At 70.4% G+C, this 25,530-nt stretch carries 23 protein-coding genes; 15 read left to right on the top strand and 8 right to left on the bottom strand.

Annotated elements, in window-relative coordinates; genetic code table 11:
- Positions 1 to 196 precede the first annotated feature (196 nt).
- From M8A51_RS11805 to M8A51_RS11790, 4 genes are all read left to right on the top strand, one after another.
- A complete protein-coding gene (locus M8A51_RS11805; RefSeq protein WP_251778642.1) occupies positions 197 to 1,303 on the top strand; it encodes an S-(hydroxymethyl)glutathione dehydrogenase/class III alcohol dehydrogenase in 1,107 nt (368 codons plus the stop codon).
- A 177-nt stretch (positions 1,304 to 1,480) separates the two neighbouring features.
- Positions 1,481 to 2,335, top strand: coding sequence for an S-formylglutathione hydrolase (gene fghA, locus M8A51_RS11800; RefSeq protein WP_251778640.1), 855 nt, complete (start codon positions 1,481 to 1,483; stop codon positions 2,333 to 2,335).
- Positions 2,336 to 2,494: 159 nt separating this feature from the next.
- Positions 2,495 to 5,086 (top strand): chemotaxis protein CheW, encoded by a 2,592-nt coding sequence (locus tag M8A51_RS11795; RefSeq protein ID WP_251778638.1) that lies wholly within the window; start codon positions 2,495 to 2,497, stop codon positions 5,084 to 5,086.
- 98 nt (positions 5,087 to 5,184) lie between these two features.
- On the top strand, positions 5,185 to 6,351 hold the full coding sequence (locus tag M8A51_RS11790) for an MFS transporter (protein WP_251778636.1): 1,167 nt from the start codon (positions 5,185 to 5,187) through the stop codon (positions 6,349 to 6,351).
- Here the strand turns inward: M8A51_RS11790 and M8A51_RS11785 are convergent.
- On the bottom strand, positions 6,340 to 7,029 hold the full coding sequence (locus M8A51_RS11785; protein WP_251778635.1) for a response regulator: 690 nt from the start codon (positions 7,027 to 7,029) through the stop codon (positions 6,340 to 6,342). The genes M8A51_RS11790 and M8A51_RS11785 overlap by 12 nt on opposite strands.
- A gap of 210 nt (positions 7,030 to 7,239) precedes the next feature.
- Positions 7,240 to 8,169, bottom strand: coding sequence for a porin (locus M8A51_RS11780; protein ID WP_251778633.1), 930 nt, complete (start codon positions 8,167 to 8,169; stop codon positions 7,240 to 7,242).
- A 357-nt stretch (positions 8,170 to 8,526) separates the two neighbouring features.
- On the opposite strand from M8A51_RS11780, the gene M8A51_RS11775 reads away from it, so the two are divergent.
- From M8A51_RS11775 to M8A51_RS11760, 4 genes are all read left to right on the top strand, one after another.
- Positions 8,527 to 10,059 (top strand): DEAD/DEAH box helicase, encoded by a 1,533-nt coding sequence (locus tag M8A51_RS11775; RefSeq protein WP_251778631.1) that lies wholly within the window; start codon positions 8,527 to 8,529, stop codon positions 10,057 to 10,059.
- Between the two features lie 143 nt (positions 10,060 to 10,202).
- Entirely contained in the window at positions 10,203 to 10,895 is a 693-nt protein-coding gene (locus tag M8A51_RS11770; protein WP_251778629.1) for an NAD(P)H-binding protein, read from the top strand.
- Positions 10,895 to 11,293, top strand: a complete 399-nt coding sequence (locus M8A51_RS11765) for a hypothetical protein (protein ID WP_251778627.1) — start codon at positions 10,895 to 10,897, stop codon at positions 11,291 to 11,293. The genes M8A51_RS11770 and M8A51_RS11765 overlap by 1 nt, the downstream gene beginning before the upstream one ends.
- A gap of 23 nt (positions 11,294 to 11,316) precedes the next feature.
- Complete coding sequence (locus M8A51_RS11760; protein WP_251778626.1) at positions 11,317 to 12,432, top strand: endonuclease/exonuclease/phosphatase family protein; 1,116 nt, start codon at positions 11,317 to 11,319, stop codon at positions 12,430 to 12,432.
- Positions 12,433 to 12,438: 6 nt separating this feature from the next.
- Here the strand turns inward: M8A51_RS11760 and mnmH are convergent, their stop codons facing one another.
- Entirely contained in the window at positions 12,439 to 13,512 is a 1,074-nt protein-coding gene (mnmH, locus tag M8A51_RS11755; protein ID WP_251778624.1) for a tRNA 2-selenouridine(34) synthase MnmH, read from the bottom strand.
- 110 nt (positions 13,513 to 13,622) lie between these two features.
- Here mnmH and M8A51_RS11750 point away from each other — a divergent pair, with 110 nt between their 5' ends.
- The 5 genes from M8A51_RS11750 to M8A51_RS11730 all read left to right on the top strand — a co-directional run bounded on the left by M8A51_RS11750 (position 13,623) and on the right by M8A51_RS11730 (position 19,076).
- Positions 13,623 to 14,423, top strand: coding sequence for a hypothetical protein (locus M8A51_RS11750; protein ID WP_251778622.1), 801 nt, complete (start codon positions 13,623 to 13,625; stop codon positions 14,421 to 14,423).
- Positions 14,424 to 14,490: 67 nt separating this feature from the next.
- Positions 14,491 to 15,111 (top strand): RNA polymerase sigma factor, encoded by a 621-nt coding sequence (locus M8A51_RS11745; RefSeq protein ID WP_251778620.1) that lies wholly within the window; start codon positions 14,491 to 14,493, stop codon positions 15,109 to 15,111.
- Between the two features lie 10 nt (positions 15,112 to 15,121).
- On the top strand, positions 15,122 to 16,153 hold the full coding sequence (locus tag M8A51_RS26520; protein WP_251778618.1) for an ankyrin repeat domain-containing protein: 1,032 nt from the start codon (positions 15,122 to 15,124) through the stop codon (positions 16,151 to 16,153).
- 87 nt (positions 16,154 to 16,240) lie between these two features.
- The gene (locus M8A51_RS11735) at positions 16,241 to 17,149 is read left to right on the top strand and encodes an EamA family transporter (protein WP_251778616.1); all 909 of its coding nucleotides are present in this window, start codon (positions 16,241 to 16,243) and stop codon (positions 17,147 to 17,149) included.
- 358 nt (positions 17,150 to 17,507) lie between these two features.
- A complete protein-coding gene (locus M8A51_RS11730; protein WP_251778614.1) occupies positions 17,508 to 19,076 on the top strand; it encodes a DEAD/DEAH box helicase in 1,569 nt (522 codons plus the stop codon).
- A gap of 74 nt (positions 19,077 to 19,150) precedes the next feature.
- Here M8A51_RS11730 and M8A51_RS11725 read toward each other — a convergent pair whose 3' ends face one another.
- The 3 genes from M8A51_RS11725 to yaaA all read right to left on the bottom strand — a co-directional run bounded on the left by M8A51_RS11725 (position 19,151) and on the right by yaaA (position 22,009).
- Complete coding sequence (locus M8A51_RS11725; RefSeq protein WP_251778612.1) at positions 19,151 to 20,179, bottom strand: CaiB/BaiF CoA transferase family protein; 1,029 nt, start codon at positions 20,177 to 20,179, stop codon at positions 19,151 to 19,153.
- Between the two features lie 128 nt (positions 20,180 to 20,307).
- Positions 20,308 to 21,180, bottom strand: coding sequence for a 2OG-Fe(II) oxygenase (locus M8A51_RS11720; protein ID WP_251778611.1), 873 nt, complete (start codon positions 21,178 to 21,180; stop codon positions 20,308 to 20,310).
- Between the two features lie 55 nt (positions 21,181 to 21,235).
- On the bottom strand, positions 21,236 to 22,009 hold the full coding sequence (gene yaaA / locus M8A51_RS11715; protein ID WP_251778609.1) for a peroxide stress protein YaaA: 774 nt from the start codon (positions 22,007 to 22,009) through the stop codon (positions 21,236 to 21,238).
- A 127-nt stretch (positions 22,010 to 22,136) separates the two neighbouring features.
- On the opposite strand from yaaA, the gene M8A51_RS11710 reads away from it, so the two are divergent.
- Together M8A51_RS11710 and M8A51_RS11705 are read left to right on the top strand one after the other, a co-directional pair.
- Positions 22,137 to 23,066 carry a bifunctional helix-turn-helix transcriptional regulator/GNAT family N-acetyltransferase gene (locus M8A51_RS11710; protein ID WP_251778608.1) on the top strand — a complete coding sequence of 310 codons (930 nt, stop codon included), beginning with the start codon at positions 22,137 to 22,139 and terminating at the stop codon, positions 23,064 to 23,066.
- Entirely contained in the window at positions 23,063 to 23,455 is a 393-nt protein-coding gene (locus M8A51_RS11705; RefSeq protein ID WP_251778606.1) for a YchJ family protein, read from the top strand. The genes M8A51_RS11710 and M8A51_RS11705 overlap by 4 nt, the downstream gene beginning before the upstream one ends.
- Here M8A51_RS11705 and M8A51_RS11700 read toward each other — a convergent pair.
- Together M8A51_RS11700 and M8A51_RS11695 are read right to left on the bottom strand one after the other, a co-directional pair.
- Complete coding sequence (locus M8A51_RS11700; protein ID WP_251778604.1) at positions 23,431 to 24,840, bottom strand: sensor histidine kinase; 1,410 nt, start codon at positions 24,838 to 24,840, stop codon at positions 23,431 to 23,433. The genes M8A51_RS11705 and M8A51_RS11700 overlap by 25 nt on opposite strands.
- Positions 24,840 to 25,502 carry a response regulator gene (locus M8A51_RS11695; RefSeq protein WP_251778867.1) on the bottom strand — a complete coding sequence of 221 codons (663 nt, stop codon included), beginning with the start codon at positions 25,500 to 25,502 and terminating at the stop codon, positions 24,840 to 24,842. The genes M8A51_RS11700 and M8A51_RS11695 overlap by 1 nt, the downstream gene beginning before the upstream one ends.
- Positions 25,503 to 25,530 lie beyond the last annotated feature (28 nt).

Raw genomic sequence — 25,530 nt, 5'->3', positions numbered from 1 at the left:
GCCGCAGCCGGGAGGCCGGGCGAGGCGGCGGGAGCCGCCGAAGGGGGCATTATCGCCAATCGGCGCGGCCCCCCGCCGCGGCCGGGTCCAAGCCCTTGCGCGCTGCTCGCCCCAAGCACCGGCGCGGCCTGGGGTCTTCGCCCTCCCGGCCGCCACCGCAGGAACAATGAGCGCCACCATCTTCAGGAGGCATACGATGAAAACCAAAGCTGCCGTGGCCTGGAAGGCCGGCCAGCCGCTGACGATCGAGGAAGTCACGCTGGACGGCCCGCGCGAAGGCGAGGTGCTGGTCGAGGTGAAGGCGACCGGCATCTGCCACACGGACTACTACACGCTGTCGGGCGCCGATCCCGAAGGCCTGTTCCCGGCCATTCTCGGCCACGAAGGGGCCGGCGTCGTGCTGGAAGTCGGTCCCGGGGTGACCAGCCTGAAGCCGGGCGACCACGTGATCCCGCTGTACACACCCGAGTGCCGGCAGTGCAAATTCTGCCTGTCGCGCAAGACCAACCTGTGCCAGGCGATCCGCGCCACGCAGGGCAAGGGCCTGATGCCCGACGGCAGCAGCCGGTTCTCGCTGGGCGGCCAGCCGCTGTTCCACTACATGGGCACGTCCACCTTTGCCAACCACATCGTCGCCCCGGCCATCGCGATGGCGAAGATCCGCCAGGACGCGCCGTTCGACAAGGTCTGCTACATCGGCTGCGGTGTCACCACCGGCGTCGGCGCGGTGATCTTCACCGCCAAGGTGGAGGCCGGCGCCAACGTCGTGGTGTTCGGGCTCGGCGGCATCGGCCTCAACGTGATCCAGGGCGCCAGGATGGTGGGGGCCGACAGAATCATCGGCGTCGACCTGAACCCGGACCGCGAAGCACTGGCGCGCAAGTTCGGCATGACGCATTTCATCAACCCGAAGAACGTCGACAACGTGGTCGACGCCATCGTGCAACTGACCGACGGCGGTGCCGACTACAGCTTCGAGTGCATCGGCAACACGACCACGATGCGCCAGGCGCTGGAATGCTGTCACAAGGGGTGGGGCCAGAGCATCATCATCGGCGTGGCCGAAGCCGGCGCCGAGATCAGCACCCGGCCGTTCCAGCTGGTCACCGGCCGGGTCTGGAAGGGCTCGGCCTTCGGCGGCGCGCGCGGGCGCACCGACGTGCCGAAGATCGTCGACTGGTACATGGACGGCAAGCTCAACATCGACGACCTGATCACGCACACCTTGACGTTGGAGCAGATCAACGAAGGCTTCGACCTGATGAAGCGGGGTGAGTCGATCCGCTCAGTGGTGGTCTATTGAGCCTCCCCCTACGGCCTTTGGCCGCCCCCTCCCGAGGAGGGGGCGCCACCAGCGGACCGGCGGAGCCGGATCCGCGGTGGCTGTTGGGCCGGCGCAAGCCGTGCGCAATGGATCGAGCACATCGGTCGCCTCGTGTGCACATGGAACCGACCTTGAACCGCTCCCGGGATGGCTGCGATGACGGAATTTGAACTGCTCAGCGAGCACCGCTGCTTCGGCGGGGTGCAGCGCTTTTATCGACAGGCATCGCAGGTGATCGGTCTGCCGATGCGCTTCGGGGTCTATCTGCCGCCGCAGGCCGAATCCGGGCCGGTGCCGCTGTTGACCTATCTGGCCGGGCTGACCTGCACCGAGGAGACCTTCGCGATCAAGGCGGGGGCGCAGCGGCATGCGGCTCGCCTGGGTCTCGCGCTGCTGACGCCCGACACCAGCCCGCGCGGTGCCAACGTACCGGGCGAGGCGGACGCGTGGGACTTCGGCGTGGGCGCGGGCTTCTATCTCGACGCAACCCGCGAGCCGTGGCGGCGGCACTGGCGCATGGAGAGCTGGTTGCTCGACGAATTGCTGCCGAGTGTGGCCGCCGAGTTGCCGGTCGACGTGCAGCGCAGCGGGTTGTTCGGCCACTCGATGGGCGGCCATGGGGCGTTGACGCTGGCGCTGCGCCACCCGGGGCGCTTCCTATCGCTGTCGGCCTTCGCGCCGATCGCTGCGCCCTCTCGCTGCCCCTGGGGCGAGAAGGCGTTCTCGGGCTACCTGGGCGACGACCGCACACAGTGGGCCGAACACGATGCCACCGAGCTGATGGCCCGGCAGATGCAGCCGCCCTACCCCGGCGGCATCCTGGTCGACCAGGGCCTCGCCGATTCCTTTCTTGCGCAGCAGTTGCACCCGCATCTGTTCGAGGCGGCCTGTGCCGCCGTGGGTCAGCCCTTGACGCTGCGCCGGCACGCCGGCTACGACCACGGCTACTACTTCATCGCAAGCTTCATTGACGATCACCTCGCGCACCATGCCGAGGCGCTGCACCGCTGATCGCACACGAGCGCACCGCAACGAGGCGTGCCCGTACCCAGTGCGGTGCACCCTGTGAATTCACCCGGCGCCGTTCTCAAGTTCTCCGTCGTCCACCCGATAGGACTGCATGCCGCCGGCCTCGCATCGCCCGCGGCCGGTCGCGTGTGAAAGGCAGGCATGAGCAGCAAGAGAACGGTCAAGGGCATCGCGTTCGACAGTCACGTCGCGGAGCTGGTCGGGCACATGGAATCGGTCGGTGACTACCGTGAGTCGCTGCAACGGCTGCAAGACGTGTGGGACCAGCTGACGCTGCTCGGTGAAACCAGCGGCATCGCGGCCGACATCACCGCCACCGGCGGCGAGTTCCGGTCGCTGACCGACACGCTGCTCGATGCGCTGGCGCGCCGCCAGCTGGACAACACGCTGCGCCAGCTGCGTGGCCGTGCACAGGTGGCGATCGACCTGCTGGTGCGCAACCTGTTCGAGCGCACCGCCGACGTCGGTTTTCTGGCCGTCGATGCGGTGGTGCGCGCGCACGTGGAAGCGCGGGCATCGCAACGGCACACCGAAGCGATGCGCGGGGAGCTTGAGGCACGCTTTCGGGCCTACGTCGCCAAGTACTCGGTCTATGACGACGTCGCGGTGCTCAGCCGCGACGGCGAGGTGCTCGCCCGGCTGGACCGTTCGTGCCGCGCCACGCACTGCGCGCATGCGCTGGTGCAGCAGTCCCTGCAGGGCGAGGCCGGCTTCGTCGAGAGCTTCGGCGCCATCGATGTGCTCGACGGCCGTCGCGGGCTGGTGTACTCGGCGCCGATACGGGGCGGCCACAACGAGCGCGCACTCGGCGTGCTGTGCCTGTCCTTCCGTTTCGACGACGAGATGTCGCGGGTGTTCGAGCAGGTGGCGCCGGCCGGGCAGAGCGCCTGTGTGCTGGCGCTGCTGGCCGAAGACGGTACGGTGCTCGCGAGTTCGGACCCGTGGCAGATCCCCGCGAACGCTCGGCTGCAGGGCGGCCATGACCATCCGCATCTGCTGCGTTTCGCCGGCCGCGAGTACCTGGCGGTGCGCACCTCCGCCCATGCCTACCAAGGCTATGCGGGTCCCGGCTGGCAGGTCTGCGCGCTGGTGCCCTTGGCGCTGGCGTTCGGCCGCACCGGCACCACGCAGGCGAGCGACGTGCACATGCCGGCCGAAGCGCTCGACCACAGCCCGCTGTTCGACGAGGAACTGCGCCGCATTCCGGCACAGGCGCATCGCATCCAGCGCGGGCTGGAGCGCTCGGTGTGGAACGGTCGCGTGCGAGGGCGTGCCAAGGAGCACGGCGCAACAAGCCCGGGCCGCTTCGCGGCGGCGCTGCTGCGGCAGGTCACACAAACCGGCGAGCGCGTCGAACGCGTGTTCGAGCGGGCCATCGGCGAGCTTCAACAATCCGCCGTGGCCGGGTTGACCGAGGAGGTGCGCGCCAGCGCGGCACTGGCCGTCGACATCCTCGACCGCAACCTCTACGAACGCGCGAACGACTGCCGCTGGTGGGCGCTCGACCCCACGCTGCAGCAGGCGGCCGCAGGGCTCAGGCCGGCCGCGGAAGCGACGGGAGTGCTGGTACACATCAACAGCCTCTACACCGTGTACTCGCAGCTGGTGCTGCTGGACCGCGACGGGCAGTTGCTGGCGAGCTCAAGCACCGGCCAGCCCGACGACCGCGCCCGCCAGACGATCGAAGGCCGCTGGGTGCGCCCCGCTCTGGCGCTGCCCGACGCCCAGGCCTGGGCCCGCTCGCGCTTCGAGCCGCACATGCTCTATGGCAGCCGCCCCACCTACATCTATGCCGCAACGGTGCGTCATGACCAGCAGCCGTGCGGTGCGGTTGCCATCGTGTTCGACAGCGAACCGCAACTGCACGCGATGCTCGCCGATGCGCTGCCGCGCGACGCGAACGGCGCGCCGCTCGCGCAGGCCAGCGCCTTGTTCGTCACACGCGAGGGCCGGGTCATCGCGAGCACCGACCCCGCCTTTGCAGTGGGGCAGGACGTGCCGTTCCGCGACCAGCTCGCCACGCTGGCGCGCGGTGCGTCGCGGCAGCTGGCGCTCGAACTGTCCGGTACCTTGTATGCGGTGGGCTTCGCGATGTCCGCAGGCTACCGCGAATACGACAGCAGCCTGGAATGCGGCCCCGACGACGTGGCCGGCGTGATGCTGCTGCGGGTGTGCGCCCAGGCCTCGGCAGCGGCGCCGGCCCTGCCGGCAGGTTTCGAGCCGCCGCCGCCGGCACCCGGCGCCGCCACATGCGAGATCGCCAGCTTCCGTTGCGGCGGTCAATGGCTCGGACTGAAAACGGCCGACGTGATCGAAGCGGTCGAGGTGCCGCGCATCACGGCGCTGCCCGGCGATGCGCCTCACCTGGCCGGCGTCGTGCTGCGCGACGGCGAGCCGGTTCCGGTGGTGCAGCTGGATGCGCTGCGCGGTGCGGCGCAGCCGCAGCGCAGCGGACTGGTGGTGGTCTGCAGGACACCGGCCGGGCCGCTGCTCGGGCTGCTGGTCGACGAACTCGGTAGCGTCATCGAAGTGGGCGCCACCGCCTTGCAGCCCTTGCCTGCCTATCTCGCCGCGCACGATCCGCTGGCCACGGCCATCGTGCGAGGCGCCGACGGCCGCCAGCCGATGCTGACGCTGCTCGATCCGGCACGCATCGCCGCCGGCGCCTGCGCCCCGGCCACCGCCTTGCCGGGCAGCGCAGCGCTGCCGGCACAGGCTTGCGTCGTCGCCTGATGCTGCGAGCGGGAGCCCGGCAGAGGTCTCGCGTCAGCAGGTTTTTTCGCTTGCTGCTAGGGTGAGCGGCCTCGCCCTTTTTTCGCATCGAGCCTCGCATGCCTCGCCTTCTGCTGCTGTTTTCGCTCATCAACCTGATCATCGGCACCGGCGCCTTCGTCGTCGGCGGCATCCTGGGGCCGATCGCCGAGTCGCTGCAGGTCAGCGTGCCTGCCGCCGGCCAGGCCGTCACGGTCTACGCGCTGTCGACGGCGGTGCTGGCGCCGGTGATGCTCGTGCTCACCGGCGGCTGGCGGCGCAAGCGGGCCATGCAACTGGCGCTGCTGCTGTTCGCACTCGGCAACGCGGTGTGCGCGCTTGCGCCCAGCCTCGGCATGCTGCTCGCCGGGCGCATGCTGATGGGCTTGGGCGCGATGTTCACGCCGATCGCCGCCGGCATCGCGGTCGCGTCGGTCGAGCCGGCACGGCGCGGGCGTGCGCTGTCGGTGGTCTTTCTCGGCATCAGCCTCAGCTACGTGATCGGCATCCCGCTCGGCGCCTGGCTGGGCTTTCGCTACGGCTGGCATGCGCCGCTGTGGGTCGTCACGGCGCTGTCCTTCGTGATGCTCGCAATCGCCAGTCGATGGGTGCCGGCAGACATCGACGCGCCGGGCGCCAGCTTCCAGGGGCTGGGCCGGCTGCTGGCACGCGGCGTGGTGGCCTGGCCGCTGGCGCTGACGCTGCTGTACTTCACCGCCATCTTCTGCGTGTTCTCGTACATCGGCCCGGTGCTGCAGGCGCTGCTGCCGATGTCGAGCGAGCGGTTGTCGTTCACGCTGATGCTGTTCGGGCTGTCAGGCGTGGCCGGTACGCTGATCGGCGGCTGGGCCAACGACCATTTCGGGCCGCGCCGTTCGCTGCTGGTGCAGTTGACGACGCTCGGCACGATGATGGCGCTGGTGCCGCTCACCGAAGGCAGCTATGCGGCGGTCGTCACCGTGTTCGTGGTCTGGGGCATCGCCGGCTTCGGGATGATGACGCCGCAGCAATCGCGGCTGGCGGCCGCGTCACCGGCGCAAGCGCCGCTGCTGTTGTCGTTGAATACCTCGATGCTCTATTTCGGCACGGCCTTCGGCGCGGCGCTCGGCGGCGCTGCCAGCACGTCGATCGGCTTCGAGCGGCTGGCCTGGATCGGCGTCCCGCTCGCGCTGCTGGGTCTGTGCACGCTGGCGTTCGGCCGCGCCCACGCGCCGCAGCCGCTGCAGCCCCGGTCCTCAGCGGGCTGAGGCCGCAGCCTGCATCGACTCGCGCAGCAAATAGCCCAAGCCGCGCACCGTCACCAGCTCGACGCTCGCACCGGTCAGCTTGCGCCGCACACGATGGGCGACGACGTCGAGCGCCTGCGGCAGGATCTCGCATTCGAGCGCGAACACGGCCCTGAACAGCCGGTCCTTGGGCACCACGACACCGGCTTTGGCAATCAACGGGCGCAGGAAGGCCTGCTCGCGCGGGCTGAGTTCGAGGATGGCACCGCCGAGGTAGAACACGCCCGAGTCGAGCTCCAGGCGCAGTTCGCCGCACTGCTGGTGTGTCGCCCGCCGGCCGCTCGAGCGGCGCAGCAGCGCACGCAGCCGGGCTTCGAGCTCGTCCATGTCGAAGGGCTTGGACAGGTAGTCGTCGGCACCGGCGTTGAGCGCCTGGATGCGGTCGCCGACGCCACATCGCGCCGTCAGCACCATCACCGGCACGGCGCACTTCAGCGTGCGCAGGCGCCCCAGCACCGCCAGCCCATCCAGCCCCGGCAGGCCGAGGTCGAGCAGCATGGCGTCGGGCGCCTCATGGCGCAAACGCTGCAGCGCCTCGACGCCGTTGCCGCACGATTGCACCGTGTAGCCGCGCTGCTCCAGCGCCGCCTGCATGCCCTGCGCCAGATGGCGATCGTCCTCGACGACCAAGACTTTCATCACTGCGTGCGCCCCCGTCGCCTCCGTGAATACCGTGCCGTGATGGTGTCCGGCTGGCCACCGCGTCGCATCGGGGATGGTGCGGGGGCAAGGGCGGCAAGCTGTCGGCCCGCTGTCGCTCGCCGCCTCTGTGTCTTTCGAAAAGCTGTCGCGACAAAAAGCTGCCGGCGGCACGCCGCCGGCAGCAACCCCAGGAGCAATGGTCGGGATTCAGAAGGTGTGGATGACGCCGATGTCGTATCCGCTCTTCTGCTCGTCGAACTTCTTGTTGTCGTACCCGATGTCTGCGTACAGCTTGGTGCGCTTGGACAACGGGTAGCGATAGCCGACGCCGAACTTCGACGACGCCGTCTCACCGTCCACACGTGCGCGGCTGTAAGCCGCCAGCAGGTTGCCGCCGCCGAGCGGCACGTCGACGCCTGCGAGGTAGCCGCGCACCTTCACGTCGGCGGCATGGCGTCCGTCGCTGACGCCGCCCGACAGCGTCAGCACGCCGAAGTCGTAGCTGGCGCCGGCCGTCAGCAGCCGATCCTCGCTGTCGGCCGGGTTCTCGAACGACAGGCCCATCCACAACCCACCGGTCTTGTAGCCGCCCGCGAGCGCGAACGCGCGGTCGGACTTGTCGCCGGCATTGTCCGAACCCTTCTCGACGCCATAGGATGCGCCGACGTCGAAGCCCCCGCCGCTGTAGCGGTAGAGGATGGAATCGTTGACCCGGATCTTGCCGGTCCCGAGCAGCAGGTTGGAACGCGACTCGCCGACCGTGTCGCCGCCGAACGGGTCGATGTTGTTCTGCACGATGCTGAACGCCGGGTTGTATTGCCGCCCCAGCGTCACTTGACCGAAGCCGCCCTTCAGGCCGACGTATGAGAGCCCCTTCCAGAACGGCCCCTGCGCCTCGCCGGTGTCGGGGTCGAAGCGGTGTTCGATGCCGAACAGCGCCGATAATCCACCGCCCAGGTCCTCCGCGCCGCGAAAGCCGAGCCGGCTGCCGCTGGCGTCCATCATCGTCTTGGTCTTCGTGCCCAGGGCCTTGCCGAGCCCGAGGTCGAGCTTGCCGTACACCGTGGCCGTCGACTGCGCACCGGCGACGCCGGCCCACAGGCTCAACGCCGCCAGGGCGAGAAGCTGCTTTTTCATTGAATGTCTCCTTGGTTGAACTCACGGACCGGGGCTCACCCTCCCCGGCCGGCCCGCATGGCGCAGGCTGGCGGTATTGCAGCGACGCAGGCAGCACAGGACAAGGAAACGAGGCGTTTGACAGCGATCGGAAACCCAGGCGCCGGCAAACGACAGGTCCACGAAATGTGGGTTTGCGTCGCGGCAAACGGCACCGCGCGGGCAAAGCCGCGTAGAATCCGACCCGCGGCGCCACTTCCAGTCACGGCGCCGCAGTCGTTTTTGACCTTTCCGACACCCATCTGCCTACGACTGGTGCCCTCCTGATGAGCGGCAGCAGGCCGATCCGCAGCTCCTTGGCAGGAGCGACTTCCCACAATGACATTCGCTGAACTCGGCCTCGCCGAGCCCATCGTCCGTGCCGTGCGCGAGCAGGGCTACGAAACCCCCACCCCCATCCAGGCCCAGGCCATTCCCGCCGTCATCAGTGGCGGCGACCTGCTCGCCGGCGCGCAGACCGGCACCGGCAAGACCGCCGGCTTCACGCTGCCGCTGCTGCACAAGCTGAGCGCGGCCAAGCCCGTGCGCGACGCCAAGGGTCGCGTCGCGATCCGTGCGCTGATCCTCACGCCCACGCGTGAACTCGCCGCGCAGGTCGAGGAAAGCGTGCGCACCTACGGCAAGTACCTGCCGCTGAAGAGCATGGTGATGTTCGGCGGCGTCGGCATGGGCCCGCAGATCGACGCGCTGCGGCGCGGCGTCGACATTCTGGTCGCCACGCCGGGCCGCCTGCTCGACCACCACCAGCAGGGCACGCTGGACCTGAGCAAGATCGAGTACTTCGTGCTCGACGAAGCCGATCGCATGCTCGACATGGGCTTCATCCACGACATCAAGAAGGTGCTGGCCATCGTGCCGGCGCAGAAGCAGAGCCTGCTGTTCTCGGCCACTTTCTCCGACGAGATCAAGGCACTGGCCGACCGGCTGCTGAACAAGCCGCAGATGATCGAGGTCGCGCGCCGCAACACCACGGCCGAGACCATCGCGCAGAAAATCCACCCGGTCGACCGCGACAGGAAGAAGGACCTGCTGGCGCACCTGATCAAGCAGAACGACTGGCACCAGGTGCTGGTGTTCACGCGCATGAAGCACGGTGCCAACCGCCTGGTCGAGGCGCTGCAGAAGGACGACATCACCGCGATGGCGATCCATGGCAACAAGAGCCAGGGCGCACGCACGCGGGCGCTGTCGGAGTTCAAGTCGGGCGAGCTACGGGTGCTGGTCGCCACCGACATCGCCGCGCGCGGCATCGACATCGACCAGCTGCCGCACGTCGTCAACTACGAGCTGCCCAACGTGTCCGAGGACTACGTGCACCGCATCGGCCGCACCGGCCGCGCGGGGGCACAGGGCGAGGCGATCTCGTTGGTCTGCGTCGACGAAGAAGGCTTCCTGCGCGACATCGAGAAGCTGATCAAGCGCCAGATCCCGCGCGAGGTCATCGCCGGCTTCGAGCCCGACCCGCACGCGAAACCCGAGCCGATCAAGCTCGGCCGCATGACGCTGCATGGCGGCATCGGCGGTGGCGGCGGCAAGGGCCGCGGCGGCAACGGTGGCGGACAGCGCTCGAACGGCGGCTCGCGCAACGGCGACCGCCATGCCGAGCGCAACGGCCAGGGCCGGCCGGCATCGGCACAGGGCCCGCGCGGAAACGCACCGGCCAAGCCTCAGCAGCCCCAGGGGCAGCAACGCGGGCCGCGTCCGCCAGCACCGGCCAGCGCCACGCAGCGCCATGGCCATGAGGGCCGTCATGCCGCGCAGGGCGCCCGCCCGCAGCAGCCGACGTCGCCGGCCGGCAAGCCGGCGCAAGGCGGTGCCGCGCTGCTCGGAGGCAAGCCGCCGCGTCGCTGAAAACCGGTCCGGTGGTCCCAGGGTGGGCTCCGGCCTGCCGGTCGTCTTCGGTTTCGAAGCGATCGGCGGGCCGGAGCCCACCGTGCTTTGGGCAACGCCCACAACACGTTAAGCTCGGGCTGCCTCGAAAGGAAACGCAGCCGATGCCCGCCTCCTCCGCACGACGCGCCCTGCTCGCCGGTGCCACCGGTCTGGTCGGCCATGCGTTGCTGCCGCTGCTGCTGGACGACCCGGCCTGCACCGACGTGCATCTCCTGTTGCGGCGTCCCTGGAAGGGGCCTGCTCATCCGAAGCTGCATGCGCACGTGGTCGACTTCGACCACCTGGGCGACCTGCCGGCGGTCGACGACGTCTACTGCTGTCTCGGCACGACCCTACGCGCCGCCGGCTCGCAAGACGCTTTCCGGCGCGTCGACGCCACCTATGTGTTCGAACTCGCGCGCCGCGCCCGCCAGGCCGGTGCCTCGTGCTTCACCGTCGTCTCGGCGCTGGGCGCCGACGCCCGCTCGCGTGTCTTCTACAACCGGGTCAAGGGCGAGATGGAAGCCGCGGTGGCTTCGCTCGGCTATCCGAGCGTCGTGATCGTGCGGCCTTCGCTGCTCGTGGGCGACCGCCACGCGCTCGGGCAGCCTGCACGCTTTGCCGAGCGCCTCGCGATGCGTGCACTGGGGCCGCTGCAGGCGCTGCTGCCCGCCGGCGTCGGCCCGATCGAAGCACAGGCCGTCGCACGCGCGATGCAGGCCGCCACGCACGACGCCGGGCCCGGCGTGCGCTCGATCGGCTCCGCCGAACTTCGTCGGCTGGGCCGCGCCGCGCCAGGCACCGCGGCCGCGTGATGACGCTGCAGGAAGCCTGGCCCGGCTTGGCCGTTGCAGCGGGCAGCGGCCCGCAGCGTCAGCCTGCAGGCATCCGCAGCTTCACGCTGGCGGCTCTCGCGGGCGCCATGGCGCCGGCCCACGGAGAGCCGCTGCTGGTGGCCGCCGGCGCGCTCTCGGTGCTGGCCGATGCGCATGCACCGGTGGCGTCGACCGGCGCGCTGTTCGCCGCCGGCCGCCTCGACGACACCACGCTCGTGTGGTGCGTGCTGCTGGCCTGGAGCAGCAACGCCGCGTCACGAACGATCACCGCTGCGGTCGCCGGCGGTCCGCGCTACGCCGGTCTGATCGGCGCGAGCCTGCTGGCCAGCACCGGGCTGGCATGGGGCTTGGCAGCGCTGGCCGGCCACCTGCCTTGAGCCACAGAAAAAGTACAGGAACGATGGAGACCCTCACGAACTCCGCTGCGCCGAATGGCGCGCCGCCGAACCCCGCATGGGCCACGTTGACGATGGCCACCTGCAACCTGCTCAACCTGGCCCTGCCGGGACGCCTTTTCTACGAGAACCAGGAGCCGTACGACGCCGAGGAGTACCAGCGCAAGATCGCCTGGCTGGGCCTGCAATTGCGGCGGCTGAGCGCCGATGTCGTCGCCACGCAGGAAGTCTGGGACCTGGCGGCCCTGAGGGACGCCGTCACCGAAAGCGGGCTGCGCTATCCGGCGGTCATCGCGCCCGGCGCCGAGCAGGGCGCGCTCGGCACGCCGCGTGTCGGGCTGCTGACGCGGCTCGAGGTGGTGTCGGTCCGGTCGATCGCCGAGTTCCCGCCCGGCGCGGCGGTCGACGTGCCGGAGCTCGGGCCGCATGCGCATTTCGAACGGCCCGTGCTGCACGCCCTGCTGAGGCTGAAGCACGGGCAACCGCTGCACGTGCTCGTCGCACACCTGAAGTCCAAGCGGCCGAAGTTCCTGCAGAACGCACGCGGTGAATTGATCGAGGACCGCGACGACCCGCGCGTTGCCGCGCGCGCAACGCTGCGCTCGCTGGTGATGCGCGCTTCCGAGGCGGCCGCGCTGCGCGGCCACCTGGTCGAGCTGCTGCACCGCACCCGCGACCCGGTGGTCCTGATGGGCGACTTGAACGACGCGCCGCATGCCGTGACGTCGCAGATCGTCGCCGCCACCTCGTCGGTCGCCTACGACAAGCAGGCGCGCGACACCGCGCTGTTCCATGCCTACGAGGTGCAGAGCGAGCCCGCGCTGCGGCGAGACGTGGCTTATTCGCACGTGCACCAGGGCTGGCCCGAGACGCTGGATCAGATCTGGGTGTCGGAGGAATTCGTCAGCGGCTCGCGCTTCGCGCTCGGCGACGTGCGGCGCGTCGAGTATTTCAACGACCACCTGCACGAAAGCCGCGAACGCGTCCGCTCGGACCACGGCTTCGTGCGGGCGTTGCTGCGCGTGGCATTGCCGCCTTTCGAGCGCCTCCAGGGCCAGGCCGCCGCCGGCCCGCCCCCCGCGGGTGCCCAGCAGACCCGAGCCGGCCCTGCGCTTGCCTGAGAGCCCTCAGCGCCCTGGGCGCAGCAGCGCCTGGGCGACTGCGTCCAGCGCGGCCGGCTCCAGGCTGGGCAGATGCAGTTCTTCCGCGCGCTCGCCATAGTGCGCGCGGTGCGACCGCGCATAGCACGGGTCATAGTGGTTGTCGACGAGACGCTCAAAGAGCTCGTCGATCCTGCCGGCTTGCGCCAGCTCGCGCCACAGAGTCAGTTCCTGGCCGCCCACGAGCGGCTTCAAGGGCTCGAGCAAAGCGATCATGCGCAGCGGCTCACGGACGAAATGCTGGTATTCGTCACGGCACAACCTGACCCGCTCGCCCATCGGCGCAGAGACGAGCAGCGGGGTGGCCGCATGCATGGCGTCGTGCAACGCCTGCGGCAGTTGCAGATTGCCGATCTTCTTGCTTTCCGCCTCGACCCAGATCGGCTGCGCGGCGTCGAAACGGCGCATCACGTCGAACAACTGGCTGTCGAACCACTTCTGCGACGGCTGGGGCTCGTCGGGCAGTGCACCGATCAGGGAGCCCCGGTGCCTGGCCAGCCCCTCGAGGTCCAGCACCTGCGCCCCCGCTTGCTGCAGCGCCTGCAGCAAGCGCGTCTTGCCGCAGCCGGTCGGCCCCGCCAGGACCCGGAACTCGAACCGCGTGGGCAACTGCTCCAGCCCCTCGCGCACCCAGCGGCGGTAGTTCTTCCAGCCACCGGGCAGCACGTCGATCTTGAAGCCGATGCCGCGCAGCGGCTCGGCCCAGGCCCGGCTGCGCTTGCCGCCCCGGAAGCAGTACACCAGCAACCTGTCGGTCGGGCGGAAGTTCGAGATCACGTCCTGCACGTGACGAGCGATATTGTTCAGTGCATAGCGAGCGCCGACGAGATACGCCGCATGCGGATCCGTGGCATGCAGGGTGCCGACTTCCGCGAACTCGGCGTCGTCCGCGACCGGCAGATTCATGGCCCCGGGGATGTGGTCCTCGGCGTACTCGTGCGGGGTGCGTGCGTCGATGATCAACGCGTAGCGGCCGAACGCCTGCACGTCGAGCTGTGACTCCGTCGGCAACGGGAGGGATACGACTTCGTTTTCCGGCATGGGAGAGATTGTCGCCAAGTTCGGCGCCCTTGTCGGCGGCACAGGGGCCCTCAACCCCGTGACTCCGTGTCGTGCGTTGACAAGGCCAGAGCCCCCCGAAGGAGTCCTGCATGCCCCGCCTGTCCTCTGCCGCACGTCTTGCCGCCGCCCTGCTGCTCACCGTCCTGCTCGCGCCTGCCGCCTTCGCTGTCGGCCACTTGGTCGAGCTCGACATCGTCGACCGCGACAGCGGCGAGGTCTTGCCGGTCTACCGCCATGAAGGCAGGCACTACGTCGCCGGCCGGCCCGGCACGCGCTACGCCGTGGCGGTGCGCAACCGCACCGGCGAGCGGGTGCTGACCGTCGTCTCGGTGGACGGCGTCAACGTCGTCAATGGCGCGACGGCGTCCTGGCACCAGTCCGGCTACGTGCTGGCCCCGTGGCAGCGCTACGAGATCATCGGCTGGCGCAAGAGCGTGAAGCAGGTGGCTGCCTTCGACTTCACTTCGCTCGGCGACGCCTACGCGACCCGAACCGGCCGGCCTGCGCAGGTGGGCGTGATCGGAGTCGCGGTGTTCCGCGAGCACCGGCCCGAGCCGCCCCCGCTGGCGCCGCAGTGGAGCGAAAGCGAACGCCGCGAGGCCCCAGCAGCGGCCGACGCCGCCGGCACCACTGCTGCGCGATCTGCACCCGCACCGGCCGAAAAGCTCGGCACCGGCCACGGCCGGCGCGAGTCGTCGCGGGTGACGCACACCGGGTTCGAGCGGGCGCAGCCCCAGCCGGACGAAGTGATCACCCTGCACTACGACAGCCGCGAGAACCTGGTCGCTCTGGGGGTGATCCCCTCGCCCCACCCCGCGCCGCCGCGTCCCTTCCCCGATTCGCCCGATGAACGCCTCGGTTTCGTGCCCGACCCGCCTCGTCGCCGCTGAAACGCCGCCAGGCCCGTCTTTGCACCGCTCGCCACCGCACGGCCGCATCCGAGCACAATGGCGCTCCATGCAGGAGCGCCAAGCCATTGCCGAGCCGGACGCAGCCCCAGTGACCGACGAGTCGCTGATGCTCGCCTATGCCCGAGGCGACCTGCAGGCGTTCTCGCAGCTGTACGAGCGGCACGAAGGCGGGGTGTACCGCTTCATCCTGCGCTGCGTGGGGCAGCAGTCCGGCAGCGGGGTGGTCGACGAGTTGCACCAGGAAACCTGGTTCGCCGTGACCCGGCAGGCCGCACGCTACGAGCCCAGCGCGCGCTTCACGACCTGGCTCTACACCATCGCCCGCAGCCGCGTCATCGACCATGTGCGCCGCCAGCGGACGGCCGGCGGGCCGATGCGCTCGCTCGACGAGGACGACGCCGACGGTGCGACGCTGGCCGATGCGCTGCCCGCCGACGAAATGCACGAGCCGCTGCGGCAGCTCGAGACCCGCGAGCAGGCACGCGCCTTCCTGCAGGCGGTGGAGCAGTTGCCGGCCGATCAGCGTGAGGCCTTCCTGCTGCAGGCCGAGGGCGGCCTCAGTCTGGAGGAGATCGCCGCTGCCACGGGCGTGGGGTCGGAAACTGCCAAGAGCCGGCTGCGCTACGCGCGCACGAAACTGCGCCAGGCCCTGGCCGCCTGGTTGTGAAGGACTTGCCGTGAAGACCGTCCCGCCCCATCGCCCCGCCGACGACCCGCGCAACGCGCTGGCCGAGCGCTATCGCGAAGCGATGCGGCTTGCCGGCGACGACGAGCGCCGGCCGAGCGACGCCGTGCGCGCAGCCATCCTGGCGCAAGCCGAAGCGCAAGCGCACCTGCGCGAAGAGCCGGTGCAGCCGGTCGCGCCTGCGCACGTGCCGGCGGCCAACGACGGCCGGTGGCGAGCGAGCGCCGTCGCTTCGGTGATGGTGATGGCATTGGCGGGCCTGCTCGCGTGGCAGGTCGAGCGTGAACCGCAGAGCGACGTCCCGCAGGTGGCCATGGCGCCGGCGCCCGCCGCGGCGCCTCCCACCGGCGAAGCCGCCGTGCCCGCCCCGGCTGCGCCGGCACAAGCGGGCCGGGAGACCGCGCGCGAACGTGCCTTCACGCGGCAAGAGCAACGCGCCGCTGCAAAGGCCGCGCCGGAAGCCCAGCGCCGCGAGCGCGAGCCGGCGCGGGAGCGCTACGCGCCGCTCGCGGCGGCCGGCCCCCAGGAGGCCGAGCGCGCTGCACCACCCGCCGCCGCCGATGCGCAGGCGGGTTCGTCGGCAGCGGCACCGATGCCGGCACCCGCTGCGGCACCGATGCCGGCACCCGCTGCCGCACCGCCCGCGCCTGCCGTCGAAGAAGGCCTCTCGCGCCCGCAAGGCATGGCCGCCGACCGCGCGCTGCGCGCGCCGGCCCCCCGGTCGGTGCAGGCCCCGGCCAGCTTGTCGCAGGCCGCGGCGCGCGGCGACGTGCAGCGCGTGCAAGAGCTGCTGGCCACCGGGGCGTCCGCCGACACGCGCGATGCGCAAGGCCGCACGCCGCTGCTCGAGGCCGTGCTGCTCGGCGACGGCAGCCGCCGGTATGTCGACGCAGCACGACTGCTGCTGGAAGCACGCGCCGATCCGAACGCCGCCGATCGCGACGGCGTGACCCCGTTGGCGCATGCGCGCCGGCTCGGGTACGACGAACTGGCGCGACTGATCGAGTCGCACGGCGGCCACTGAAGCGGCACACCCGCCCGTCTGCGGTGTGCCGATCTGCCTGCGCTTTGGCATAGTCGCGGTTCTGCTGCCACCCGCAACGCCATCGTGATGTCTCCGCTGTCCGCCGCCGCCCTCGTCGCGCTGTCCGCCGCCAGTTTTGGTGCAATGGCGATCTTCGCGCGCCATGCCTATGCCGAAGGCGTGGACCTCTACGGCATCTTGCTGCCGCGCTTCGTGATCGCCGCGCTGGTGCTGTGGGCCGTGGCGCGCCTGCTGCGCACTCCGTGGCCGGGCCGCGCACGGGTGCCTGGCCTCGCGCTGATGGGCGCCGGGTACGTCGCGCAGTCGCTGTGCTTCTTCGCGGCGCTCAACTACATCCCGGCCGGCATGGTGGCCCTGCTGTTGTACCTGTACCCGCTGTTCGTGGTGCTGCTGTCATGGGCGGTCGGGCATGAGCGCCTGGGCGCACGCAAGCTGCTCGCACTGGCGATCTGCTCGGCCGGTACCGTGATGACGCTCGGCTGGGCCGATGTGGGTGCGCAGGCGTCGCTCGACTGGCGCGGCGTGGCGCTCGCGATCGGCGCCGCCGCTGTCTATGCGCTCTACATCGTCGGCGGCAGCCGGGCCACGCGCGGCGTCGAGCCGCTGGCAGCGACGGCCACCATCCTCGGCAGTTCGGCGCTGCTGCTCGCGCTCATCGTCGGCGCGCGCCTGGCGCTCGGCGCACCGGTCGCGTTTGCGCACGGCGCCAGCGCCTGGTCGGCGGTGCTCGCGATCGCGCTGGTCTCCACCGTCGTCGCCGTGCTGTTTTTCGTCGTCGGCTTGCGCCATCTCGGCGCGTCGAAGACCGCGCTGATCTCGACGCTGGAACCGGTCGTGACCGTCGCGCTCGCCGCCGTCTTCCTCAGCGAGCACCTGGGCGGTTGGCAGTTGGCGGGAGGCGCGCTGGTGCTCGCCGGCGCCCTGCTGCTGGCGCTCGAGCCCGCCGCCGCCAGCCCGCAGCAGCTGCCGGCCTGAGCGGGGGCGATACCCCGGGCTGGCGCAAGGCCGCAGTTTCGGGCACAATCTCGCCTCTTGAGTGCCGCAGTCTCCTGTATTGCAGGACGGCGGCACTTCTCGTTCATCCCCTCTGACCCTTTCAAGCCGGGCACCGCCGCAGGTGCAACACGCCGCGTCTTGAGTCCTGGTTGGCGGCGATGCCGTCGCGCCACCGACGCGGCCTTGAGCGGAATCCTTCACGGTTCCCCCTCGCCGGCCTTCCTCGATCAGCGACTTCACCCGAACGTCTCGGGCGACTTCTGTCGTGCCCGGCGTTCAAGCGGTGCCATGCCGTGGCCATTTGGCCACCGGGCGCCGTGCTGCTTGAAAGACTGTGATGACTTTTGCTTCCCTGGGCCTCAACCCCGCCATCCTGCAAGCCGTCGAAGCCGCCGGTTACACCGAGCCGACCGACGTGCAGGCGCGCGCCATTCCGCTCGCGCTCGAAGGGCGGGACCTGATGGTCTCTTCCAGCACCGGCAGCGGCAAGACCGCGGCCTTCGTGCTGCCCGCGCTGCAGCGCATCCTCGCGGCGCGCGGCGACAACGCCAAGCGGCGCGAAAAAGGCGTCGTGCACGGCCCGCGCATTCTGGTGCTGGCCCCCACGCGTGAACTCGCCATGCAGGTCGCCAAGGCCTTCGTCACCTACGGCCGCGACGTGCAGGGCCTGCGCGTGACGACGGTCGTCGGCGGCGTGCCGTACGCGGCGCAACTGAAGGCGCTGCGCGGCCCGCTCGACGTGCTGATCGCCACGCCCGGCCGCCTGCTCGACCACCTCGGCACCGGCGCCGCCGTGCTCGACAACGTCGAGATGCTGGTGCTCGACGAAGCCGACCGCATGCTCGACATGGGCTTCATCGACGACATCACCGCGATCGCCGAGACGGTGCCCGCCGGCCGCCAGACCGTGATGTTCAGCGCCACCTTCGCCGGCCACGTCGGCGGCCTCGCGCAGCGCCTGACGCGCGACCCGCAACGCATCGACGTCGCTTCGCACACCGACACCCACGCCAACATCGAACAGCGCCTGCATTGGGCCGACAGCATCAGCCACAAGAACTCGCTGCTCGAGAGCATCCTGGCCGAGCGCGGACTCGACCAGGCCGTGGTGTTCACCAGCACCCAGCGCGACGCCGACTGGCTGGCCGACCGCCTGGCCGAGATGGGCCACGCCGTGGCCGCACTGCACGGCGGCATGCCCCAAGGCCGCCGCAACCGGGTGCTGCAGGGCTTGCGCCAGCGCCAGCTGCGCGTGCTGGTCGCCACCGACGTGGCGGCACGCGGCATCGACGTGCCGACCATCACGCACGTCATCAACTACGGCCTGCCGATGAAAGCCGAAGACTACGTGCACCGCATCGGCCGCACCGGCCGTGCCGGCCGCGACGGCCTGGCCATCACGCTGGCCGAACGCCGCGACACCGGCATGATCCGCCGCATCGAGCGTTTCACGACGCAGCGCATTCCGGCCGCGACCATCGTCGGCCTGGAGCCCAAGTCGCCTGCACCGGTGGAACGCAAGAAGCCCGAGGGCTGGAAACCCGGCATGGGCAAGCCGACCGGCTTCAAGCCGAAGCGCGACTTCGCACCGCGCGGCGAGCAGCGCCCGTTCGACCGCACGCCCTCCGGCAGCGGTGCACCGCGCGATCGCAACCCGTTCGACGCGCGCGCCCAGGCGCCGCGACGCCAGCACGACGAGAACTGGTTCGAGCCGGCACGCAGCTTCGACGCGCCGCCGCACGCCCGCGACGCCGCTCGCGGCCATGGCCACAAGACGGCCGGCTTTGCCGGCAAGCCGCAAGGCGACCGCGGTGCGCGTCCGGGGGCACCCGGCGCCAAGTTCGGCAAGCCGGCCGGGCAGAAGTTCGGTGGCAAGCCGTTCGGGTCCAAGCGGCGCGAGGGTTGATGGGCAGGCCCATCCTGCGCTGAAAAAGGCCGGCTGCTTGCCGGCCTTTTTGTTTTCGCCCTTGCAGGCCGTGATCAAGCCGCCGCAAACAGCGGATGCCTCATCGCCTCCTCCATCCGCAACACCGGCGTCACACAACAGTCCGCCGGCTCGAACAGCGCTGTCCAGTACGCCTGCGTTTCCTGCGCGAACACCGCCGCCACCTCGGCCTGCAACGCCAGCGCATCGGCGCCGCCCACCTCCTGCCCCAGCATCCAGTGCTGCTCGCCCCACTCGGGGTGCCCCAGCACGCCGCAGCACATGCGCCAGAACTTCAGTTCCAGCGCGCCCACCGCCATCCAGCGTGCGTCGCGCGTGCGATAGACGTTGTAGCAAGGCACGCCACCGGTCAGCAGGCCCCGCGAAGGCGGCGGGCTGCGCCCGTCCCGCGCCACGCTCAAACGGGCCAGCAGGTTGTGCTCGTGCACCACGTGTGTCATCGAGATGTCGACGTGCCGCCCGCGCCCGGTGCGCTGTGCGGCGAACAGCGCGGCCAGGACGCCGCTGACGGCCGCCTGCGTGCCGCCGAACAGGTCGCCGATCTGGAAGTTGGGGATCACCGGCTGGCCATCGCGCGTGGCGATCTGCTCCAGCACACCGGCATAGCCGATGTAGTTGATGTCGTGGCCGGCCCGGCGCGCATGGGGTCCCTGCTGCCCGTACCCGCTGATCGAGCACATCACGAGAGCCGGGTTCACCGCGCGCAGTTCGTCCCAGCCGACCTTCAGCTTGTCCATCACGCCGGGGCGAAAGCCTTCGACCAGCACGTCGGCCTCGCACGCCAGCGACAGCAACTCTTCACGCCCGGCCTTCTGGGTCAAGTCGATGCGGTGCAACTGCTTGCCCTGGTTGAGCAGGCGGAAGAACAGGCTGGGCTCGCCCTGTGCCGCTTCGCCGGGGGTCTGCATCATCGTGCGGGCGTAGTCGCCGTCGCCCGGGTCCTCGATCTTCAGCACGTCGGCACCCATCCAGCGCAGGTGCAGTGTCGCGAAGGGGCCGGGCAGCAAGCGCGTCAGGTCGATCACGCGCACGCCGGCCAGCGGCAAGTCCTCCTGGGATGTCATTCGGTGGCTCCGACCATTTCGTTATCGATTTGCACAGGCCACTCTGACCAAGTGGCGCCGACGATCCGGCTCCGCCGGTCGGCTGGTGCCGCCCCCTCGGGGGGGTGCCGCAAGCGTTACGGGGCGGATCATTCAAATTGGCCTTCACGCAGCCACTTGGTCGCCACCCATTTCTCGCCTTCGAGCACCGGGGCGCCTCCGTGCAGCGTGCGCGTCACCGGGTGCGGCCGGTCGTAGCTGAAGAACACCGCGTTGCCCTTGACCGGCGCGACCTCCAGCTTCACGTCGGGGAAGGTGGTCGCTCCGCCCTTGGCCGGGGTGTTGAGGTACATCACCAGCGTGCCGACGCGCTGGCCGCCGCGCTTCAGGATGGTCGGCGTGCCGGGCTGCGCCGGGTCGAAGTAGTCGTAGTGCGGCTTGTACTCGGCGCCGGGCCGGTAGCGCAACACCTGCAGCCCCTCGCCGTTCTCGATCGGCCAGCGCAGCAGCGCAGCGATGCGGCGCTCGATGCGCTCGCACAAGGGGTTCTCGCCGCGCTGGAAGAACATGCCGTCGCTGGTGCGGGCCTCGTTGACCTCGCTGGTGCCGGTGTCGGTCTTGACCGTCTCGGACCGCGCCAGCCGCACGCTGGCCAGCGCCATCAGTTCGTCGCATTCCTCGTCGCTGAGCAGGCCGCCGAAGACGACCACGCGCGGGTCGTGCAGGGTCATCACGATCCGGACGTCGCGGTCGCCGGCGCGCACGGTGCACGGGGCGTCCGCCAGGTCGGGTTCGGGCAACGCCTTGCCGGCCGCCAGCGCAGGCGGCACCGGCAGGTCGCTCGCCGAGACGCCGCGCTCGTCAAGGTAGCTTTTCAACGTCTCTTCCATCGCCTGCGCGGCCACGTCTTCGTGCCAGCCGCTGTCGACCATCGCCTGCAGCACCGCACCGGCGGCGTGGCCGGCCGTTGCCTGGTCGATGATCCACTGGCGGAGTTCGGGGGTGATCTGCTGCGTGCTCATGGCGAGAGGGGGCAGGAGGGTCGCGGGGTGACAGACCGCAATTCTGCCGGACGGCTCACACGATCTTGCGCCGGAACACCAGACGGTCAGGCTGGGAGGCGGCCGCATCGTAAGCGTAGCCGTCCACCGTGAACCTCTGCAGCAGCGAGGGCTTGGACAGCCGCTTCTCGATGGCGTAGCGGGCCATCAGGCCGCGCGCGCGCTTGGCATGAAAGCTGATGACCTTGTAGGCGCCGCCCTTCCAGTCCTCGAACACGCACTGGATCACGCGCGCCTTCAGCGCCCGGCGGTCGACAGCCTTGAAATACTCCTCCGATGCCAGGTTCACGACCACGGGTGCCGGGTCCTCGGCCAGCCGCTGGTTCAGGTACGGCGCGATCGTGCTGCGCCAGTAGGCATAGAGATCCTTGCCCTTCGAGTTGGCGAGCCGGGTGCCCATCTCCAGCCGGTAGGGCTGCATCCGGTCCAGCGGGCGCAGCACGCCGTACAAACCGCTGAGGATGGCGACGTGCTGCTGCGCCCAGTCGAGCTGCTCGGCGCTCAGCGTGCCGGCGCCCAGCCCGTCGTAGACATCGCCGTTGAAGGCCAGCACCGCCTGCTTCGAGTTGGCCGCGGTGAAACGCGGCGACCACGCCGCATAGCGCGCGACGTTGAGCTGCGCCAGTGCGTCGCTCAGGCTCATCAGGCTGGCGACCTGGGCGGGCGACTGCTCGCGCAGCACGCCGATCAGCTCGGCGGCCTGCTTGGCGAACAGCGGTTTGGTGTGGGCAGCCACATGGGCCGGGGTCTCGTAGTCGAGCGTCTTGGCAGGGGACAGCAGAAACAGCATGGAACACGGTGTCGTTCAGAAACGGCGCAAGGTTACCAGCGGGCGCTGCGGCCCGGCGGCGTGGCGGTTTTGCAGTTACTTGCTTTTGTCAAGTAATATGGCGCGACTTCGGCAGAAGGAGGCCCGCATGTCCTTGTCGCCCACCCTCGAACGCCGCATCGACCGGGTGCGCGCCTTCAACCGCTTCTACACCCGCGCGATCGGCGTGCTCGACGAAGGCCTGCTCGCCAGCCCCTTCTCGCTAACCGAGGCGCGCGTGCTGTGGGAGCTGGCGCACCGCGCGCCGCTGACAGCCACCGCCCTCGGGCGGGAGTTGAAGCTCGACGCCGGCTACCTGAGCCGCCTGCTGCGCAGCCTGCGCGAGCGCGGCCTGGTGCGGGCACAGACTTCGCCCGACGACGCCCGGCAGCAACTGCTGTCGCTGACCCCCAGGGGCCAGCGTGCGTTCGCGCCACTGGATCGCCGCTCGCACGAGCAGACGGCCGGGCTGCTGCACGCGCTGGGCGAGACCGGGCAACAGCAACTGGTCGACGCGATGCAGCGCATCGAGTCAGTGCTCGGCACCCCGGCAGCGCCGGCGACCTGGTCGCTGCGAGCGCCGCGCCCCGGCGACATCGGCTGGGTCGTGCAGCGCCACGGCGAACTCTATGGCCAGGAGTACGGCTGGGACTGGCGCTTCGAGGCGCTGGTCGCACGCATCTGCGCGGACTTCGTCGACCACCACCGGCCCGAACGCGAAGCATGCTGGATCGCCGAGCAGGACGGGCGGCGCATCGGCTGCGTGTTCCTCGTCCAGGCGACTCCCACCATCGCGCAGTTGCGCATGCTGCTGGTCGAACCCGGCACGCGCGGGCAAGGCGTCGGCGCGGCGCTGGTGCAGCAGTGTGAGGCCTACGCGCGCCGGCAGGGCTACCGCAAGATCCGCCTGTGGACCAACAGCGTGCTGACGGCCGCGCGCCGCATCTATGAAAAGGCCGGCTATCGGCTGGTGAAGTCCGAGCCGCACGAGAGCTTCGGCCACCGCCTGGTCGGCGAGACCTGGGAGATGAAGCTGTGAACGTTGCTGCCGAGCCCTGCCCCTGCGGCACCGGCGTGCCCTATGGCCGCTGCTGCGGCCGCTGGCACGACGGCCCCGACCACTTGCAGGCCTCCAGTGCCGAAGCGCTGATGCGCTCGCGCTACAGCGCCTTCGTGCGGGGCGACGCCGCCTACCTGCTCGCCACCTGGCACCCGAGCACGCGGCCGGCGTCGCTGCCAGCAAACGAGCCGGGGCTGCGCTGGCTGGGGCTCGAGGTCAAGCGCCACGCGCTGCAGGACGCGAGCCACGCGACGGTCGAGTTCGTCGCCCGCAGCAAGCTCGGCGGGCGTGCGCACCGCCTGCACGAGCTGAGCCGCTTCGTGCGTGAAGACGGCCGCTGGTACTACGTCGACGGCGACGTGCGCTGACCCTCGACGCGAGGCCACCACACGGCCACCCGCAGCCCGCTGCCGGACTCGCGCCGCTCGATCTGCAGCACGCCGCCGTGCCGCTCGGCGATCGAGCGGGCGATGGCCAGGCCCAGCCCGGAGCCGCCGGCCGCCGTCTGGCTGCCGCGCACGAAGCGCCGTCCCAGCAGGTGCAGCTCGTCGTCGGACACGCCCGGGCCGGCATCGACCACGGCGACGCTGCAGCCGAGGCGGTCGGCCGCTGCACTGAGCGTGATCTCGCCCCCCTCGGGCGTGTAGCGAATCGCGTTGTCGGCCAGGTTGGTCAGGGCTTCGCGCAGCAGTTGCCGGTCGCCCTTGGCCTGCGCCAGCCCGGCCGGCACGTCGATGCCGAAGTCCTGCCCGCGGGCGCGGGCGCGCGGCAACAGGTCCATCGCCACCTCGCGCACCAGTTCCCCGATGTCGAAGCCGGTGCATTGCAGCGCAGCCGTGTCGGTGCGCGCCAGCGCCAGCAGCTGGTTGGTGCCGCGCGTCGCGTGGTCGATCTGCAGCGACAGCGCCTGCAGCGTCCGACGCAGCTGTGCCGGGTCAGGCTCGCGCAACGCGTAGTCGACCTGCGTGCGCAGCGTCGCCAGCGGCGTGCGCAACTGGTGCGACGCGTCGTCGAGGAACTGCCGTTGCTGGCGCACCAGCGCCTGCGTGCGTTCGAGTTGCTGGTTGATCGCATCGACCAGCGGCTGAATGTCGGCCGGCAGCCCTTGCGCTTCCAGCGGCGCCAGGTCGGTCGCCGTGCGTCCCCTCACCTGCTCGGCCAGCCGCGACAGCGGCCGCAGCCCGAGCGCGACCATCGCCACGATGGCCACGGCGGTCAGCAGCAGCACGACGCTGTCGCGCACCGCCGCCCGCGCGACGAAACTGCGCGTGAAGGCCTCGCGCGACTGGATGCTCTCGGCCACCTGGATCACCAGGTGTTGCGCGCCCGTGGCCGACAGCGGCCGGTCGAGCGCCCGCATGTAGGCACCCAAGCGCACGGCGTCGCCGAAGTAGCTGGCGTCGTAGAACACCGGCACGCCCAGCTGCAGCGGCCGGGGCGGCGGCGGCAGGTCGGCGCTGCCGATCTCCACCAGGCCGTCGACGGTGGCGACGCGAAAGTGCACCGCGCCGCTCGCGGTGAGCTGGAAGAACTCGAACTGCGCATACGGCAGCTCCACTGCCAGCCCGCCGGACGCGGTGGAGACGTTGGCATCGATCGACTTGATGGCGCCGAGCAGCGAGCGGTCATAGGCGGCGTTGGCCGCCTCCAACGCGTCGCGCCGGGTCATCCACAGCTCCACGGTCGTCACCGCGGCGATGGTGGGCAGAAGCAGCAGCAGCAGGCTCTGCCGCAGACTGAGACGGAAACGCATCAGCCCTCGAGCGCGTAGCCGAGCCCGCGCAAGGTGACGATGCGCACGCCGGTGTCCTCGAGCCGCTTGCGCAGCCGGTGCACCAGCACTTCCACGGCCTCGGGCAGCACGTCCTCTTCGTCGGAGAACACGCGGTCGAGGATCTGCTGCTTCGACAACGGCTCGCCGCTGCGCTGTATGAGCGCCTTCAGCACGGCCTGCTCGCGCGGCGACAGCGCCAAAGGCTCGTGGTTCAGCGTGAACTGGCGCGTGACGGTGTCGAACACCAGCGGCCCGCAGGCGAAGCGCGGGTGCTCGACGCCGCGCGCACGGCGCACCAGCGCCGTCAGCCGAGCCTCCAGCTCCGCCAGCGCGAACGGCTTGGCGAGGAAGTCGTCGGCGCCTTCGTTGAGCGTGCTGACGCGCTCGGCCAGCGAATCGCGCGCGGTGAGGATCAGCACCGGCAGGCGCCGGTCCTCGGCGCGCAGGCGCTGCAGCAGTTCGTGCCCGCCGCGGCCGGGCAAGCCGAGGTCGAGGATCATTGCGTCGAAGTCGTGCTCGGCGAGCGAGCGCTCGGCCAGGCGGCCGTCATCGACCCACACGACCCGGAAGCCGGCCTGCTCCAGTGCCTTGGACAACCACTCGCCCAGGGCGTGCTCGTCTTCTGCCAGAAGGATGCGCATGGCCATTCGCCCGTCGTTCATCGGAGAC

The sequence above is a fragment of the Caldimonas mangrovi genome (assembly GCF_023721835.1).
GTDB lineage: Bacteria > Pseudomonadota > Gammaproteobacteria > Burkholderiales > Burkholderiaceae_C > Caldimonas > Caldimonas mangrovi.
The sequence above is the reverse complement of the archived record's forward strand: the minus strand, read 5'-3'. Positions and strand labels throughout refer to the sequence as shown.